The organism is Bradyrhizobium sp. NBAIM08 (assembly GCF_020193935.1).
In the GTDB taxonomy this organism is placed as follows: domain Bacteria; phylum Pseudomonadota; class Alphaproteobacteria; order Rhizobiales; family Xanthobacteraceae; genus Bradyrhizobium; species Bradyrhizobium yuanmingense.
Genome location: NZ_JADYVR010000027.1, coordinates 1 through 17,464, shown reverse-complemented (window position 1 = coordinate 17,464; position 17,464 = coordinate 1). Strand labels below are relative to the sequence as shown.

The 17,464-nt window shown below is 64.2% G+C and carries 17 protein-coding genes; 5 read left to right on the top strand and 12 right to left on the bottom strand.

Translation table 11 applies throughout. From position 1 onward, the window contains the following. Positions 1-7: 7 nt before the first annotated feature. From I6F37_RS37780 to I6F37_RS37755, 6 genes are all read right to left on the bottom strand, one after another. Positions 8-160 (bottom strand): hypothetical protein, encoded by a 153-nt coding sequence (locus tag I6F37_RS37780; protein WP_036028094.1) that lies wholly within the window; start codon positions 158-160, stop codon positions 8-10. Between the two features lie 225 nt (positions 161-385). Further along, a complete protein-coding gene (locus I6F37_RS37775; RefSeq protein WP_036028095.1) occupies positions 386-2,002 on the bottom strand; it encodes a sulfite reductase subunit alpha in 1,617 nt (538 codons plus the stop codon). Further along, positions 1,999-3,783, bottom strand: coding sequence for a NirA family protein (locus I6F37_RS37770; protein WP_074447961.1), 1,785 nt, complete (start codon positions 3,781-3,783; stop codon positions 1,999-2,001). The genes I6F37_RS37775 and I6F37_RS37770 overlap by 4 nt, the downstream gene beginning before the upstream one ends. A 334-nt stretch (positions 3,784-4,117) precedes the next feature. Then, positions 4,118-5,281, bottom strand: a complete 1,164-nt coding sequence (locus I6F37_RS37765) for a CmpA/NrtA family ABC transporter substrate-binding protein (protein WP_225154096.1) — start codon at positions 5,279-5,281, stop codon at positions 4,118-4,120. Then, the gene (locus I6F37_RS37760) at positions 5,278-5,868 is read right to left on the bottom strand and encodes an ANTAR domain-containing response regulator (protein WP_036012463.1); all 591 of its coding nucleotides are present in this window, start codon (positions 5,866-5,868) and stop codon (positions 5,278-5,280) included. Before I6F37_RS37760 ends, I6F37_RS37765 begins: the two co-directional genes overlap by 4 nt. A gap of 247 nt (positions 5,869-6,115) precedes the next feature. Continuing rightward, positions 6,116-6,679 carry a hypothetical protein gene (locus I6F37_RS37755; RefSeq protein WP_036012466.1) on the bottom strand — a complete coding sequence of 188 codons (564 nt, stop codon included), beginning with the start codon at positions 6,677-6,679 and terminating at the stop codon, positions 6,116-6,118. A 280-nt stretch (positions 6,680-6,959) separates the two neighbouring features. Here I6F37_RS37755 and rimO point away from each other — a divergent pair, with 280 nt between their 5' ends. After that, on the top strand, positions 6,960-8,279 hold the full coding sequence (gene rimO / locus I6F37_RS37750; RefSeq protein ID WP_036012469.1) for a 30S ribosomal protein S12 methylthiotransferase RimO: 1,320 nt from the start codon (positions 6,960-6,962) through the stop codon (positions 8,277-8,279). 99 nt (positions 8,280-8,378) lie between these two features. Here the strand turns inward: rimO and I6F37_RS37745 are convergent, their stop codons facing one another. Further along, positions 8,379-9,320, bottom strand: coding sequence for a hypothetical protein (locus tag I6F37_RS37745; RefSeq protein WP_036012471.1), 942 nt, complete (start codon positions 9,318-9,320; stop codon positions 8,379-8,381). A gap of 233 nt (positions 9,321-9,553) precedes the next feature. On the opposite strand from I6F37_RS37745, the gene I6F37_RS37740 reads away from it, so the two are divergent. Together I6F37_RS37740 and I6F37_RS37735 are read left to right on the top strand one after the other, a co-directional pair. Beyond that, entirely contained in the window at positions 9,554-9,739 is a 186-nt protein-coding gene (locus I6F37_RS37740; RefSeq protein ID WP_081494610.1) for a hypothetical protein, read from the top strand. Between the two features lie 190 nt (positions 9,740-9,929). Then, positions 9,930-11,120 carry an acetylornithine transaminase gene (locus I6F37_RS37735; protein WP_036012478.1) on the top strand — a complete coding sequence of 397 codons (1,191 nt, stop codon included), beginning with the start codon at positions 9,930-9,932 and terminating at the stop codon, positions 11,118-11,120. A 113-nt stretch (positions 11,121-11,233) separates the two neighbouring features. Here I6F37_RS37735 and I6F37_RS37730 read toward each other — a convergent pair whose 3' ends face one another. From I6F37_RS37730 to pcsA, 3 genes are all read right to left on the bottom strand, one after another. Then, entirely contained in the window at positions 11,234-12,208 is a 975-nt protein-coding gene (locus I6F37_RS37730; RefSeq protein WP_036012480.1) for a quinone oxidoreductase, read from the bottom strand. Positions 12,209-12,293: 85 nt separating this feature from the next. Next, positions 12,294-13,019, bottom strand: coding sequence for a TerC family protein (locus tag I6F37_RS37725; RefSeq protein ID WP_225154095.1), 726 nt, complete (start codon positions 13,017-13,019; stop codon positions 12,294-12,296). Continuing rightward, a complete protein-coding gene (gene pcsA, locus I6F37_RS37720) occupies positions 13,016-13,753 on the bottom strand; it encodes a phosphatidylcholine synthase (RefSeq protein ID WP_225154094.1) in 738 nt (245 codons plus the stop codon). The genes I6F37_RS37725 and pcsA overlap by 4 nt, the downstream gene beginning before the upstream one ends. A 129-nt stretch (positions 13,754-13,882) precedes the next feature. On the opposite strand from pcsA, the gene I6F37_RS37715 reads away from it, so the two are divergent. Beyond that, positions 13,883-15,067 carry a UbiH/UbiF family hydroxylase gene (locus I6F37_RS37715; protein WP_225154093.1) on the top strand — a complete coding sequence of 395 codons (1,185 nt, stop codon included), beginning with the start codon at positions 13,883-13,885 and terminating at the stop codon, positions 15,065-15,067. A 227-nt stretch (positions 15,068-15,294) separates the two neighbouring features. Here I6F37_RS37715 and I6F37_RS37710 read toward each other — a convergent pair whose 3' ends face one another. Then, complete coding sequence (locus I6F37_RS37710; RefSeq protein WP_225131439.1) at positions 15,295-16,248, bottom strand: AEC family transporter; 954 nt, start codon at positions 16,246-16,248, stop codon at positions 15,295-15,297. A 106-nt stretch (positions 16,249-16,354) separates the two neighbouring features. Between I6F37_RS37710 and hspQ the strand changes: the two genes are divergently transcribed. Continuing rightward, positions 16,355-16,687, top strand: a complete 333-nt coding sequence (gene hspQ, locus I6F37_RS37705) for a heat shock protein HspQ (protein ID WP_024341905.1) — start codon at positions 16,355-16,357, stop codon at positions 16,685-16,687. Between the two features lie 73 nt (positions 16,688-16,760). Here the strand turns inward: hspQ and I6F37_RS37700 are convergent. Further along, positions 16,761-17,464 (bottom strand): invasion associated locus B family protein (locus tag I6F37_RS37700; protein WP_225154092.1); only part of this gene is annotated, 704 nt, incomplete at its 5' end.

Here is a 17,464-nt window from a genome sequence, read left to right as displayed (position 1 = left end):
AGACACATCAAAACGGATGCACCGACAGCGTCCCGAACACGATCGCCGCGATCACCGCAAACGCGCTGTACATCGCAACGTGGTGCATGCTCGCCCCGGTCCGGCGCGAGAGCGAGCGCGCGTAGAAGTGCAGCCTGGCTTCCGCCGATAGTTCGCGCATGGTCGATCTCCAACGCCCCATTTGCGGGAGTATGAAGGATCAACCAGGGCGGGAGGCAAGACGGTGGCGGAAATAGCGATGGGGGTTCTCCGGAGGCCCCCCATCGCAGATGCAAATTCTCTTCACCAGCAGGTTCCGAGAATCTTATTCGTTAGAATCCAAGCCAGTTGGAACCGGGACGGATGACAATCGGATGACGCCCAACCCCGAGAGGGAGTCGTCCGACTAATACACGTCAGCCTGGAAGCGGCCGGTCTTCTTGAGTTCGGCGACGAAGCTGACGGCCTCATCGGTCGAACGTGCCCCGAACTGGGCGACGATGTCGACCAGCGCGCGCTCGACGTCCTTGGCCATGCGCTTGGCATCGCCGCAGATGTAGAGATGCGCGCCCTCGGCGAGCCAGGTCCACAATTCGCGGCCGACCTCGCGCATGCGGTCCTGCACGTAAAACTTCTTCTCGCCGTCGCGCGACCAGGCCAGCGACAGGCGCGTCAGAAGCCCGGAGGTCTTCATGGCGTTGAGCTCGTCCTGATAGAAGAAATCGCAATCGCTGCGCTGATGGCCGAAGAACAGCCAGTTCTTGCCGGGCGCGCCGGTCGCCTTGCGGTCGAACAGGAAGGCGCGGAACGGCGCGATGCCGGTGCCGGGACCGACCATGATGATCGGCGTCTTCGGGTCCTGCGGCAGGCCGAAATTGTGCGCCTTCTGCACATAGACCTTGAGCTTCTCGCCTTCGTTGATCCGCTCGCCGAGGAAGGTCGAGGCGACGCCGAGCCGCCTGCGCTTGCCGATGACGTAGCGCACCGAGTCCACCGTCAGTGACAGCTTTCCCGGCGTCGCATTGTGCGAGGACGAGATCGAGTAGAGCCGCGGCTGCAGCGGCTCCAGCGCCTCGACGAAGGCCTCGGGATGCGGCCGCGTGCCGGAAAACTTCTGCAGTGCCGCCATCACGTCGAGCGTCGCGGCATCCCCATCGGGATCCTCTCCCTGCGCCAGCGCCCGCGCCTTCTCGCGCTGCGCGCCGCCGGTGATGAAGGAGATCAGCTCGAACAGCGTGTCGGGCGCCGGCGACAGCGAGACGTCGTCGATCAGCACCTCGCGCAACGTCTTGCCGTTGACTTTGGTCGTGTGGGAGGCGCCGAGCAGCGCGATGATCTGGTCGACGAGGCCGACGTCGTTGCGCGGGAAGACGCCAAAACTGTCACCAACCACATAGTCGAGCTTGCCCTCGGAGAGATCGAACTCGATGTGATAGGTCTCCTTCTCCGACTTGCCCTTGTTGAGAAGACGGCGCGACAGGAAGGTCGCCTGGATCGGATTGTCCCGCGAGCGGCCGGGCTCTGCGATCGTCACGGTCACAGCCGGCGCCGGAGCGCCGGCCTTGTCGGTGCTCTTGTCGGTGGTCTTGGCCGCGGGCGCCTTGTCCAGCTCCTCGTACAGCGATTTCAGCATCCGCGCGGTTTCCTTGCCGCCGGGGACGCACAGATTGAGCCGCGCTTCGCTACGGCTCGCGATTGCTTCCGAATAATCGTGGCAATTGTAGCCGCACTGGCCGCAATCCTGCTGTGCCATCGCCGCCATCATCTTGCGGCGCAAGGGACGGCCTTCGGCAAGCTTCATCCGCTGGGCGATCGGCATGGTCTGGTCGTGCCACGGCGCTTCGCCGTCGTCGCCGTCACCGGCCTGCATGACGGCGGCGCCCTGCTCTGCCGACAGCGGCGTTGCGACGTCAGGCGACAAAAGCCCGGCAAAGAAGCCGTTCAGCCAGGAGCGCTGCGCATCCGAGAACGGGGCGCTGGCGGGGATGATATCGAGTTTCGGCGGAGGCGTGATCTGGTTCATGCGGACACCTGTGCATCGGCAAGCTTGCGCAGCGTTTCGCCGTCATGGCGGCGCGCGAAGGAGAGGAAGGTTTCGTCGGGCGAGGCGCGGTGGGCGAGATAGGCCTTGAGCAGCGCCTCGACCGTCTTCGGCGCGTCCTCGGCCTTGAGGTCGTGATAGACCTCCTGCCCGACATCGGCGTCGGGGCCGAACCCGCCGCCAGTGAAGAGGTGATAGCCCTCGACGGTGTCCTCCTCATTGATCGGCACGCGCGCGCCGATCAGTCCGATGTCGCTGATGTAGTGCTGCGCGCAGGAATGATGGCAGCCGGTCAGGTGGATGTTCACCGGCTTGTCCATCGCGACGCGCGGCTCGCACCAGTCACCGATCTCCGCGGCATTGCGCTTGGTATTGGACGCCGCGAAGCGGCAGCCGGCATTGCCGGTGCAGGCGATCAGGCCGGCGCGGATGTGCGAGGCCTCGACCGCGAGCCCGATCTGCTTGATCGCGGCAATGGCGAGCTCGACATTCGCGTCGCGCACGCCCGAGATCAACAGGTTCTGCCAGACCGTGAGCCGGATCTCGCCGTCACCGAGATCTTGCGCCACCTTGGCGAGGCCCCGCATCTGATCGGAGGTGAGCTTGCCGAGCGTGAGCGATACGCCAATCCAGTTGAGGCCGTCCTGCTTCTGCTTGTGCACGCCGATATGGGCCATGCGATCCGCCGCGGGACGCGGCGCGAACGCCTCTTCCGGCACGCGCGTGAACGGCGTCTTCAACCGCTCCTCGACCAGCTTGAGGAAGCCGTCATGGCCCATCGCGTCGAGCACGTATTTAAGCCGTGCCTTGTTGCGGTTGGTGCGGTCGCCATGCTCGATGAACACGCGCACGATGGCGTCGGCGACGGCGGTCGCCTGCTCCGGCTTGACGATGATGCCGGAATATTTCGCAAAGTCTTTGTGACCGGTGATGCCGCCGAGGCCGAGCCGGAACCAGACGCCGGGCTCGACGCCGAAACCGTCCTTTACCTCATAGGCCGTGAAGGCGATGTCGTTGGTCTCTTCAAGCACCGCGATCCGGCCGGCGCCGTCGAAGGCGACGTTGAACTTGCGCGGCAAACCGTAGAGCGAGCGGTCGTTGAGGATGTGGTAGTGCCACTCGCGGGCATAGGGCCGCGTGTCGATGATTTCCTGCGGATCGATGCCGGCGGTCGGCGTTCCCGTCACGTTGCGGATGTTGTCGGCGCCGGAGCCGCGCGAGCACAGGCCGAGCTCCTGGATGCCCTCGATCATTCTGATCGCGTGCTTCGGCGGGATCTCGCGCAGCTGGAGATTGGCGCGCGTCGTCACGTGGCTATAGGGGCCGCAGAGCTCGTCGGCGAGATCGGCAAGGCCCGACAGCTGCCAATGCTTCATGATGCCGTTCGGGATGCGCAGGCGGCACATGTAGGAGTCCTGCGTCGGCGCGACATAGAAGATGCCGTAATAGCGCCAGCGGAAATTGTCCGCCGGGCTCGGCGGGGTGTTGTCGAGCGCCTGCTGGCGAAGCCGCGGATAGGCGTCGAAGGGATGCTCGTCGCGCTTGAACTTCTCCTGATCGGCGAGCTTCTTGCCCGACGCGATCACCTTGTCCTGCGCCTTGATGTGCACGGCATCGGGACCCACAGGCTCGGCATTCGCCTTGCCGCTGCCGCCACCACCAAGGCCGCGGCCGACGCGGCTGATCTGCAGGCCGGTCGTGAAGCCTTCGAGATAGCGTTTCTGCTCGTCGGTAAAGTCGACTGAGACCGTATCGATTTTCATGGTGTGTAACGAAGCTCCTGCGGCCACCTTCGGTGGCTTCGACGGATTGCGCGACCCGCGAGGAACGTCAGGCTGGCTCAGGAGCCGGCTTCGTCACCCACGGTCCGATCAGCTTCGTTGCTGCGGGACTTGGCTCAGCAGGCACCTATGACAAGCTGGCCGCAGCGCAACATTCAAGTTGCGTGCCAGCTTGGTCGAAATAAAAACCAATGAAGTTTCAGATAATTAGTACGTGACCCGGAAACTGCTGGCTTGGGAACTCTCCCGAAATACGAGCAGCCAGCTCAAACATTAGCCAAGGATCTTAGATGCTCAAAAGCGAAGCAACCGCGAATCAGGCCCTCCAGCGCCCGACCCCGAAGGCCTCGAGATGCCCGCGGATATCGGCGGGGTCGAAGGCCGGACCGGCAAAGGCGCCGAACGCTGCGGGAGCCTCAAGCGGCGCCCTGTTGCCGAGCGCCGCGTCGTAGAGATCGGGCCTGAACACCGCCATCGCCGTCTTGACCCCGTCAGGGGTGAGCGCCGTCTGGCCCCAACGCACCATCTGCGCATAGAGCCAGGCGGCCTGGACCGGATCGGGCCGCCCTGCCCCTTCGCGTCCGACCAGCAGGTAGCGGCCGCTTTCGCGGAAGGTGCCATCGGGCGAGATCTTCAGGCGCCCGGTGAGGGTGCGTTGGATGACCTCGGCGTCGACGCCGATCCGTTCGGGTTGGGCCAGGATCTGCGCCGCCTCGGTCCGGTTCTCGGGATGCTCGATGAACTCGGCGGCTTTCACGGCTGCCCGCACCAGGGCTGCGACCACGTCCGGGTTCTTGTCGGCAAAGGTCTGGCGGACCGCCAGCACCTTCTCCGCCGCACGGACCAGAATGTCGGCGACGAAATGCAGGATATGGCCGATGCCGAGATCGACCGCGATCGAGTTCCAGGGGGCACCGACGCAGAACGCATCGACATGGCCGTTCTTGAGGCTGTCGACCATATAGGGCGGCGGCAGCACCACGAGGCGCACGTCCTCGTCGGGATCGACGCCCGCCGCCGCCATCCAGAACCGCAATTGATAATTGTGGGTGGAGAACGGGAAGGTCATGCCGAAGGTGAGCGGCTCGGCCCCTGCCGTGCGGCGCTTGGCAACCACCTTCGCCAGCGCTTTCGCCGTCGCCATCGGGTCGAAGCGATCGCCGTCGATCTCCTCCATCAGCGCGGCATGGAGCGCCGGCGACACCGTGATGGCATTGCCGTTGATGCCGAGATTGAAGGCCGCGGCGATCGGCACCTTGACGTGACCGAGGCCGAGCGAGGACGCGATCGCCACCGGCGCGAGCAGATGCGCGGCATCGAACAGGCCGATATTGAGCTTGTCGCGGACGTTGGACCAGGAGACCTCGCGCACCAGCTCGACCTCGAGCCCCTCGGCGGCGGCAAAGCCCTTGTCGACCGCGACGATCAGCGCGGCGGCATCGACCAGCGGAATGAACCCGATGCGGAGGGGAACGGTCATTTCAGCATCTCCGACGCGGTGATGATCGACTGTGCGATCTCGCCGATTTTCTTCTTCTCGCGCATCGCGGTGGAGCGCAGCAGCACATAGGCCTCGTCCTCGGTCAGGCCCTTCACCTTCATCAGAATGCCCTTGGCGCGCTCGATGATCTTGCGGTCCTCGAGCTGCGACTTGGTGCGCTCCAGTTCCTCCTGGAGCTTGGCGAAGGCGTTGAAACGGGACACGCAAAGGTCGAGGATCGGCTTGATGCGCTCCTTCTTCAGCCCGTCGACGATATAGGCCGACACCCCCGCCTCGACCGAGGCCTGGATCGAGGCTGAATCGCTCTGGTCGACGAACATGGCGACCGGCCGCTTCACCGCGCGGCTGACCTGGAACATCGCCTCCAGCACGTCGCGGCTGGGGTTTTCGAGATCGATCACGATGATGTCGGGGTCCGCCGCATAAATACGGGCCAGCAGGCTCTGCATCTCGCTGATATGGACGACTTGGGTAAACCCGGCCTCGCGCAATCCCTCCTCCAGGATCGCGGCCCGGATCGGGCTTTCGTCGACGATCACGATTTTGGGCGACTGTTCGGCGCTCATGGCTCACTCACGGCAGCTGATTCATCCATAGCACGCCGGATCGCCCTGCAAAGGGTTGTAATTATGGGCAATTGGGACTAGCTCAGGCCGGTCAATCAGGCAGATTAGATATGGATCAGACGGCTGCGCCCAAGGTCAGCTTCGGGTCGCTCGGGTGTCCCTGACACGACGAATGTAAACTCTCCATGCCGCCCTCCCGCAAGAAAACGCTCGCGCAGCCTTCAGCTGCGAAGCAGAACTCATGCTCTCACGGAATCTTCGCGCCAACGATCATCTTGTCGAGAAGTGGCATGGCGACCAGCACTGCCGCCTCAGTGCGGCCGGAGACCGCTAGCCGCACGACGTAGGAATTGCCGTCCTTGTCGCGGTCGGCGTAATGCGCGATGACTTCGATCGGCTGGTCCTTCAAGGACGGATTGTCGTAGCGGTTGATGATGACCTTCGGGTTGACCGAGGGAAGCGTAGTGATCTTGGCATGGTCGCCGGATGTCGTCGCCCAATCCTTATCACTCGTTGCGATCCATTGAACCAGTTCGGTGCGGTCCTCGTTATAGCGGCCTTCGGCATAGATGATTGCTTCTGCTTTACCGAATGTCTTCCCTTTGGGAACGAACATCGATGCGCCGTATTTGAGACTCGCGGCCTCATCCCTCGTCCACCCGTCGGGTGCCTTCACGCGAGGCCTGAATTCCGGACACAATCGTTCCTGCCGATCGCAGACATGGATGATCTTGTCGACTTCAGCGCGGGCCGGAAACATGGCGCCATAGGAAACGGTAACGAAAGCCAAGCCGAAGATGAAGCGGCGCATCGTGGTTAAGCTCCGTGAAATCAAGCAAGAAACCGAATAACAACCAAAACGGGCGTGTTCGAGCAATTCACCTCGGATCCTCCACTCGCTCGATCCGAATGAGCTTCCAGACCAGGAACCGTCAGTCAGTAATACCGTCGCTGGTGACTGGCCGATCACGCCAACTACGCGCGCGTACTGCTTTAGCCGCGCGCCGCATACGTTAGTTGTTGAATTTCGCCATCGGTTCAATTACTTGGATCGCAAATCCAGACAATTCAGATAGGCTCCAGGCGATTACATGGACAGAGCGCCGCGCATTTCATTCACGTCACTCGGGTGTCCCAAGGCCTTGGTGGATTCCGAGCGCATCATCACGCGGCTGCGCGCGGAGGGCTATGAGCTCGCCCGCAAGCATGACGGGGCGGACATCGTCATCGTCAACACCTGTGGCTTCCTCGACAGCGCCAAGCAGGAATCGCTCTCGGCGATCGGCGAGGCCATGGCCGAGAACGGCAAGGTGATCGTGACCGGCTGCATGGGCGCGGAACCGGAAGCGATCGAGCAGGCCTATCCGGGCGTGCTGTCCATCACCGGCCCCCAGCAATATGAGAGCGTGCTGAACGCCGTGCACCGCGCGCTGCCGCCGGCGCACAATCCGCATCTCGACCTGGTGCCGCCGCAGGGCATCAAGCTGACCCCGCGCCACTACGCCTATCTGAAGATTTCCGAGGGCTGCAACAACCGCTGCACCTTCTGCATCATTCCGAAGCTGCGCGGCGACCTCGTCTCGCGCCCAGCCGATGACGTGCTGCGCGAGGCCGAGCGCCTCGTCGGCGCGGGCGTCAAAGAGCTCCTGGTGATCTCGCAGGACACCTCAGCTTACGGCGTCGATCTCAAATATGCCGAGAGCCCGTGGAAGGACCGCCAGGTCCGCGCCAAATTCCTCGACCTCGCGCGCGAGCTCGGCGAGCTCGGGGCCTGGGTCCGGCTGCAATATGTCTATCCCTACCCGCATGTCGACGAGGTCATCGCACTGATGAACGAGGGCAAGGTACTGCCCTATCTCGACATCCCGTTCCAGCATGCGAGCCCCGAGGTGCTGAAGGCGATGAAGCGTCCGGCGGCGCAGGACAAGACGCTGGCGCGGATCAAGCGCTGGCGCGAGGAATGTCCCGATCTCGCCTTGCGCTCGACCTTCATCGTCGGCTTCCCCGGCGAGACCGATGCCGATTTCGCCTATCTGCTCGACTGGCTCGACGAAGCCGAGATCGACCGCGTCGGCTGCTTCAAATACGAGCCGGTCGCCGGCGCCACCTCGAACGCAATCGAGAATCCCGTCCCTGAAGAGGTCAAGCAGGAGCGCTACAATGCGCTGATGGCCCGGCAGCAGAAGATCTCGGCGCGCCGGCTGAAGCGCAAGGTCGGCACGCGCCAGCAGGTCATCATCGACGAGGTCGGCCCGACCGTCGCCAAGGGCCGCTCCAAAGCCGATGCGCCGGAGATCGACGGCGCGGTGTACCTGACGAGCCGCCGCCCGCTGCGCGTCGGCGAGATCGTCACGGCGAAGATCGAGCGCGCCGACGCATACGATCTGCACGGCAGCGTCGCGGGGTTCTGACCGCGTTCCGTCATTGCGGCGTAGCGAAGCAATCCAGAATCCCTCCGCGGGAACAGTCTGGATTGCTTCGCTACGCTCGCAATGACAGTGTGGAGACAATCACGCCAGCCATTTCGGCACCCAGCGCTCCGGCCTTGGTGCACGGGCGAGATCGGCTTTCGCCTCGGAGAGCAATGCCGGTTCACCGTCGATGGTCGGGCGCACGTCGTATTCGAAGCTCGGCATGACGCGGCCGTCGGCGTAGAGTCCGAACCTCATCGCGTACCATAACCCGAGCTCAGGCTGAGCCTTCCACATCTGTTCGCGCAGATCGCGCAGCAGGGATTCGATTGAAGCCGCTTCCTCAAACGGCTGCGGTCCGCGCGTCAGCACGCGCGCCTGGTATTGCTTGCCGACGATTGCGACCTCGAAACGCGTCTTATCCCAGGCATTCTTGCCCTTGGGCAGATGGGCGGCCAGCCGCCAGCCGAGTTCGGCCATCATGCGATGGTTGGCCCAATAATCCTCGCGGTCCCGGCTCCATTTTTCCATGAAGCCGCGGAAATCAGGTAGCTCCGGAGGCCCGTCGTCACACGTCGCCTTCTCGCCAACAGGCTGTCCAGCGAGCCATTGCGCAAGTTCGACGGTCTGAGGCTCGACTTCGTCATGCGGCTTCAGATCGCTCCAGGCCCTGTCGAATTGCTGCGACGTCAGCCTCGTCAGCAGCGCATCGAGGCTCGGCGCCAGCAATTCGTAATCACCCTCGGAACCCAGACCGACGATCGGCGGATTGTCGCGATCAAGACCCGCGCCATACCAGCCGCCGACGGCCGAGCCGTCCGGCAGGCGCATGAACAGCGAAAACCTGTCGCGCAAGGGACTGCCGTCGACGATCGGCGCGGAGTCGGAGAACTGGCCTTGCAGGGCGAAGCGGCCGACGCTGCCCCAGGGACGCCCCTCGAGCCAGCCGGCGAAATCGACCAGCAGCGGCGGCGCGTCGGTCCCGGGCGGAAATGCGCCGCGAATGCTGTCGAGGTCGATTGGGTAAGGCGTGTCGGACAAGGCTGAAAACTGGTCTGATTGGTCCCGTCTTGCTTGGTCTGAACCGACGTGAAGCCGGTTCGAACCAAATCGCATCCCATGATCACAAACGCGCCAGCGACCCGATGGTTGCTGCAGGGCGCGACACGGCGAGACGGCCTGCGCTCCGCAATGTGACACCATAATGCATTCACGCAGCGGTCACGGACTCGGCCTAACTCTGCCCGCGTTTTCAACGCGAGCGAGGAACGAGGATGAGCCGCCTCTCGGACATGCTGCGCACGCAGCGCTTCGACGATTACCGCTTCTACCACCAGAGCACCGTCAACCAGACGCTGCACAGCCGCCCACCCGACCTGACCGATACACGCTCGGCGTGCATCTTGAAAAAAGCCTGCTTGACAAGTCCTGCCATTCGGCTGTACGGACCCGCCCCATGATCAACGCCCGGACCAACCAGCGCACCGAAATGCTCCGCCGTCGCTCCCGCGACGACGAGAGGGTGCGCCATGTCCGAGGACGCCGCTGAACCACTGAATTCAGCTAGTTTTCGAGAAAGGCCGCACCCGCAAGGTGCGGCCTTTCTGCTTTTTGCGCCCTTTTTTCCACCCGCCTCCAGAGGAGTACGACATGACCACGCATCCGTATGACGCGCTGATGGACATCACCGCACGGCCCAAGACCGTGTTCGTCCGCGGCGCCGGCTCCTACCTCTGGGACGACAGCCGCAAGCGCTATCTCGATTTCGTGCAGGGCTGGGCCGTGAACTGTCTCGGCCATTCCCCGCCCGCGATCGCCGACGCGCTCGCAGCTCAGGCCAAGCGGCTGCTGACGCCGAGCCCGGCCTTCTACAACGAGCCGAGCCTCAAGCTGGCGCAGGCGCTGGTCGAGCACAGCGCGTTCGATCAAGTGTTCTTCGCCAATTCGGGCGCTGAAGCCAACGAAGGCGCGATCAAGCTCGCGCGCAAATATGGCAGCCTGCACAAAGGCGGCGCGTTCGAGATCATCAGCTTCGAAGGCGGCTTCCACGGCCGAACGCTGGCGACGATGTCGGCTTCAGGCAAGAAAGCGTTCGAGCCGCTGTTCGAGCCGAAGGTCGCGGGGTTCAAGAAGGCCAAGCTGAACGACATCGGCTCGGTCGAAGCTCTGATCAACGCCAACACCGTCGCCGTGATGCTCGAGCCGATCCAGGGTGAATCCGGCGTGTGGCCTGCGACCGATCAGTTCCTGCAGCAGCTGCGCGCGCTGACCGAAGCGCACGGCCTCCTGCTTATTTTCGACGAGATCCAGACCGGCATGGGACGGACCGGAAAGCTCTTCCATTATGAGCACACGGCGATTGCGCCCGACATCATGACGCTCGGCAAGGGCATCGGCGGCGGCGTGCCGCTCGCGGCCCTGCTCGCGAGCGAACGCGCCTCATGCTTCGAGCACGGCGACCAGGGCGGCACGTTCAACGGCAACCCGATCATGTGCGCGGCGGGCCTCGCGGTGCTCGAGGAGGTCAAGAAGCCCGACCTCCTGAAACAGGTCGCCGAGACCGGCCTCCTGCTCGAAAGCGAACTGCAGAAGGTCTCGGCCCGGCATGGCCTCGGTGGCGTGCGCGGACGCGGCCTGTTGCTCGCGCTCGATCTCAAGCTGCCGATCGCACCCGGCATCGTCGCGCAGGCGTTCGAGGCCGGCGTGCTGCTGAACGCCCCGCAGGTCGACAGCTTGCGCTTCATGCCGGCGCTGAACGTCACGAAGGAAGAGATCGCCGAGATGATCGAATGTCTCGACGCGATCTTGACCAAGGCCGGCGCGGCAAGACGCGTCGCGTAGTGCTGTAGGGTGGGCAAAGCGAAGCGTGCCCACCATTTTTCACCGCAATGAAGATGGTGGGCACGGCGCTCCGCGCCTTTGCCCACCCTACGAAACCGCCGATGCCGAAAGAGCTACGGCTTCAAGATCGAAGCCCCGGTGGTCTTGCGGCTTTCGAGATCGATATGCGCCTTGGCGGCGTCCTTGAGCGCGTAGGCGTGGTTGATCGGCACGTGCAGCTTGCCGTTGATGACCGCGGCGAACAGGGTGTCGGCACCTTCGAGCAGTTCCTTGCGCGTACCGACATAATCGTTGAGCTTCGGCCGCGTCGCGAACAGCGAGCCGTGATTGTTGAGCTCGGCGATCGCGAACGGTGGCACGGGGCCCGACGCATTGCCGAACGAGACGAACATGCCGCGCGGCTTCAGGCAGGACAGCGAGCCCGGGAACGTCGCCTTGCCGACGCCGTCATAGACGACGTCGCAGCCCTCGTTACGGCTGATCTGCTTCACGCGCGCAACGAAATCCTCCTCGTTGTAGAGGATGACGTGATCGCAGCCATTGGCCTCCGCAAGCTCGGCCTTCTCGCGCGAGCCGACGGTGCCGATGACATGCGCGCCAAGCGCCCTCGCCCACTGGCAGGCGAGCAGGCCGATGCCGCCGGCGGCGGCGTGGACCAGCACGCGATGATGCGGCTCGACCTTGAAGGTCTTGTGCAGGAGATACCAGACCGTCAGCCCCTTCAACATCAGCACGGCACCCTGCTCGTAGGTGATGTGATCGGGCAGTTTGACCAGCTTCTCCCAGGGGATGTTGCGCTCGCCGGTATAGGCGCCGAGATTGTGGTAATAGGCGACGCGGTCGCCGGGATGAAAATTCGTCACGCCTGGCCCGACCGCGACCACCTCGCCGGAGGCCTCATTGCCGGCGATGAAGGGCAGCCCCGGCGCCTTGTAGAGGCCGGTGCGGTAATAGACGTCGATGAAATTGAGGCCGACCGCGTGCTGGCGGATGCGCACCTCGCCGGGCCCGGGCGCCGGCACGTCGACGCTCTCATAGACCAGGGCTTCGGGGCCTCCGACCTTGTGCACACGGATGGCTTTCGTCATCACCTGACCTCCTCTTCGTGCGGCTGAGCGAAAGCTATCGCGCCCGCCTTGTCAACTCGACGCCGACTGGAACGACCCAACGCGACTACTTGGCGGCTTTCCGGCGGTTGCGCCTGGCCAGCACGTTGAAGAACTCCACCGCCGCCGAGAACGCTATTGCGAAATAGATGTAGCCGCGCGGAATGTGGAAGTGGAATCCGTCCGCAACCAGCGCGACGCCGATCAACACCAGGAAGGCCAGTGCCAGCATCTTGGTGGTCGGATGCTCCGCGACGAATCGCGCCACCGGACCCGCCGAAACGTACATGACCGCGCATGCGATCACGACCGCCGCGATCATGATCTTGATGTCCTCGGCCATGCCGATCGCAGTGATGATCGAGTCCAGCGAGAACACGATGTCGATGATCACGATCTGGACGATCACCCAGAAGAAGGCGCTGCCTGTGGAGTCCTTCTCGCTCGCGTCGTGATCGGATTCGACCTCGCCGTGAATCTCATGTGTGGCCTTGGCGATCAGGAAGAGGCCGCCGCCGATCAGGATGAGATCGCGCCAGGAAAAAGCATAGCCCTGAATCGAGAGCACCGGAGCGGTCAGGCCGATCAGCCAGACCAGGAGACTGAGCAGGATGAGGCGAAAGACCAGTGCCAGCGCAAGCCCGATCTGGCGGGCGCGCTGCGCCGGTTTCTCGGGAAGGCGCGAGACGATCACCGAGATGAAGATGACGTTGTCGATCCCGAGGACGATCTCGAGCGCCGTCAAGGTGAGCAGCGCGGCCCAGGCTTCCGGGCTGGTCAGCAGGTGCATCACGCAAAGGATCTCGCCAGAGACTTCACCAGGCGGATCAAGGCGTCGCTGAAGCTGATCCAGAGCGCGATGGCGCAGAGCACGATGGTCACCCCGGTGCCGACGCGGAAATCCATCTGCAGCGTGTAGAAGGCGAGCACCGCCCAGATCGCGATCAGCGACATCGTCAGCCAGCGCAGCCGCACGACCCTGACAGGGTGCAGCACATGGAACGGCACGAAAGTCAGCACGACCAGCGCGGCGACCAGCAGCGTCGCCCATAGCGGCGGCCAATGCAGCAGGAACAGATAGAACGCGGCCGCGTTCCACAGCGCCGGGAAGCCGCGGAAATGATTGTCGTCGGCCTTCATGCGCTGGTCGGCGAAATACAACGCGCTGGTAACGATGATGGCAATGCCGAGCAAGGGAGCCGCGACCGGCAGCAGCATGCCGCTCGCGACGATCGCGTAGGCCGGCACGAAGACGTAGGTGAGGAAATCGACCACGAGATCGAGCACGTCGCCCGACCAGTTCGGCTGCACGTTCTTGACGTCGAGCCGCCGCGCGATCGGCCCGTCGATCGCGTCGATGATCAGGGCGACGCCCAGCCATTGAAACATCGCCGCCCAGTGCTCGCGCACGGCCTCCAGCATCGCCAGGAGCGCGATCGCCGCGCCGAACGCGGTAAAGATGTGCACCGAGAAGGCTGCGGCGCGGATCGCCGGTCTCGGCTTCAGGGAATCCTGCTGCGTTTCCATGGCTTCTGCTATCAGAATGCGACCGGTTTGCACATCCGCCATTGCGGCGCACGATCGCAAAATTCGCCATAAAATCAGGGAAATATAGGTGGGCTTGAATTTGCCGCCTGGCGTGTCAAATGTCGTTCCATGATAGACGCATCGACACTCCATGACGCGGCCGTGATCGGCGGCGGACCTGCCGGCCTTGCCGCGGCGATCGCCCTGGCGCAGGCGGGTGCCCGGACCGCACTGGTGGCGCGCCGCGTTCCCTATGCCGACAATCGCACCACCGCATTGCTCGGCGCCTCCATCGATCTATTGGAAGGCCTCGACGTCTGGTCGCGCTGCAGGGATAAGGCGGCTGCGCTGGAAGTCATGCGCCTCGTCGACGACACCGGCCGGCTGTTCCGCAGCCCCGAGGTGCGCTTCTCCTGTCACGAAATCGGCCTCGATGCGTTCGGCTACAACATCGACAATCGCTCGCTGATGCTGGCGCTGGAAGCGCGCGCGGCCGAGCTGCCCAATCTCGTCCGCTTCGACGACGAGGCCGAAAGCGTCGTCATCGAAGCCGACGACGTCGCGCTGCGCACGGCGTCCGGACAGTTTCTCTCGGCGCGCCTCGTGGTCGGCGCCGACGGCCGGCACTCGCTGTGCCGCGAGGCTGCTGGCATCGCGGTGACACGGCGCGAGCTGAACCAGACCGCGCTGACCTTCAACGTCGGCCATGCCCGGCCGCATCGCAACGTTTCGACCGAGTTCCACACGCCGCACGGGCCTTGCGTGTTCGTGCCCCTGCCCGGCGACCGCTCCAGCATCGTCTGGGTCGCAGCGCCTGCGGAGGCCGAACGGCTGCGCGGCTTGAGCGACGAGGAGCTGTCGGCGGCGATCGAGAAGCAGTCGCATTCGATCCTGGGACGGATGAATGTGGAGCCTGGCCGCAACCTGTTCCCGCTCGCGATCGAGCGTCCGAAATGCTTCGGCCGCGACCGTATTGCGCTGGTCGGCGAAGCCGCCCATGTGGTGCCGCCGATCGGCGCCCAGGGCCTCAATCTCGGCCTGCGCGATGCCGCCGACATTGCCCGGCTCGCGGGCGAGGCCATCGCCGCGGGACAGGATCCGGGCGCGGACGATGTGCTCAAGCGCTATGACCGCGCCCGCCGGCCGGACATCTTGAGCCGTACCTTTGCGATCGACATCGCCAACCGCTCCTTGCTCAACGACTTCCTGCCGCTCCAGCCCGTCCGCGCCGTCGGCATGCACCTCCTCGGCGCCATCGGCCCGCTCCGCCGCTTCGCCATGCGCGAAGGCCTGACGCCGACCTGGCGCAGGTAGCTCCGAAGCGCGTTAGGTTGGACGACTTCACCGCTGGCTCGGTGCAACCTCTCCCGCTTGCGGGGGAGGTCGGCGCGAAGCGCCGGGTGGGGGCTCTCTCCGCGACGGGATTTTTTCTGCACTCTCGACAATCCCGACGCGGAGAGAGCCCTCTCCCCGACCCTCTCCCGCAAGCGGGAGAGGGAGCGCACCGGCCCGCGGAAGAGATCAAGCCAATCTCATCACCATCAAGGAAACGCCAGCCGTCCCGTCTGGATCGCCCACATCACGCTGGTCAGCGTGACCACCGACGCGAAGGTGCCGAGCAGGACCGCGACCGAGGCGGACTCGATCCAGGCATCGTTCTGCCGGGCGATGACGAACACGTTGAGCGCCGGCGGCAGCGCGGCCATCAGCACGGCGGTGGCGGCCCAGGGCTGCGCGAACGGACCGAACGCCAGCATCAAGGCGAACGCCGCGAGCGGATGGATCAGCAGCTTGACCGCGATCACGCCCGGCACCTCCCACGGCACCCGATCGAACGGGCGGAGCGCCACGGTCACGCCGAGCACGAACAGCGCGGTCGGCGCGGCCGCGTTCTGCAGGAAGGTGATGGTGCGGTCGAGCGCGACCGGCAGCTCGATATGCAGCGCCGCCACCGCCGCGCCGAAGCAAGCCGACATGATCAGCGGATTGAGCACGATCTGCTTCAGCACGACGCCGAAAGCATGGACGAGCGAGGGATGGTCGCGGTCGGAAAGCTCGATCAAGAGCGGCACGATCGTGAACAGGAAGATGCTGTCGCAGCAGAAGATCAGCGCGGTCGGCGCGGCCGCCTTCGGCCCCAGCACTGCGAGTGCGAGGCCCGGGCCCATATAGCCGATATTGCCGTAGCCGCCGGAGAGGCCCGCGAGCGTCGCTTCGCGCAGCGTCAGCCGTCCGAATAGCTTGCCGACCACCAGTGCCAGCGTGAATGCCGCGACCGTCGCCAGCGTCGTCGCCATCAGGAACGGCGGGTTATTCAATTCCGAAAACGGCGTCTTCGACATGATCGCAAACAGCAGCGCCGGCAGCGACACGTAGAGCAGGAAGAAGTTCATCCAGGCGAGCCCCGATTCCGGGATGGACTTGACCTTCCCGCAAGCGAAACCGACGAAGATCAAGCCGAAATAAGGCAGCGCCAGATTGAGGATATCGACCATTGCTGAAGTTTTTTCTGAAGGCTTGGGGGCTATCCGCCCCGGAGACGAAGGTTAATTCCAGCTGAGGGCACTAGCATCGGCCACAATCCTGGTCTATCGACGGGGGATGATTAAAGCGCGGACCGCCAAATTCCAGATCGGACAGGTCGTTCGCCACCGGATCTTCTCGTTCCGGGGGGTGATTTTCGACATCGATCCGGAATTCAACAACACCGAGGAATGGTGGTTGTCCATTCCCGAGGAAGTGCGGCCCCACAAGGACCAGCCGTTCTATCACCTGCTCGCGGAGAACGCGGAATCCGAATACGTCGCCTATGTCTCGGAGCAGAACCTGTTGCCGGACGATTCCGGCGAGCCGGTCCGGCATTCCCAGGTCGCCGAGATCTTCGTCAAGGACAAGGCCGGCGGCTATCGCCCGCGCAATCCCTCGCTGAACTGATCGTCGTGATCGTCGGCCAGCAAAAAAGGCGCTCGAACCGAGCGCCTTTTTCACGTCCGGGATTTGCTCCCGATTACTTCTGACCGGTCGGAGCCGCGCCCGGTGCGCCACCACCCTGCTGCTCGAGCTTCTTGCGCTGCTCTTCGGCCTTCTTCTGCAGCTCTTCCTGCAGCTTCTTCTGGGTTTCCTCGAACACCTTCGGATCGGTCGGCGGACCGTCATAGGCCTTCTGGAATTCGCCGGCGAGCGGCAGCGGCAGCGTCAGCGGCGCGCCGTTGGCATTGATCGCCTGGACAACGAGATTCTGGCCCTTCTTCATGTTGTTGATGAGCTCGGGCGTGGCCTCGTAGTCGGACATGCAGCCGTTCTGGAAGCAGATCACATAGGGCTGCTGCAGCGGCGCGTTGCTGTCGACGATGATGCGGGTGCCGTGCACGAGCTGCATGCCGAGCGGCAGCGTCACGCGCAGGATCTTCTTGGGCTCGCCTTCCGGCTCGATGATCACGGCCGCGATGACCGGCTGGCCCGATTCGATACGGCCGTCCTTGCCGGTGAAGCAGACCTGCTTGGCATTGGCGTCCTGGCCCTTGAGGCAGAACTTGGTCCAGGGCGCATAGATCAGCTGGATCTGCTGATCGGCGGGCTGAGCTGCGCCCTGCTGCGGGGCGCCTTGCTGCGGGGGAGCCTGAGGGGATGCTGCGGGCGCCGGAGCCTTGGGAGCTGCCTTGGGAGCAGCCGCCTTCGGAGCCGGGGCCGGGGAGGCCTTGGGCGCGGCGG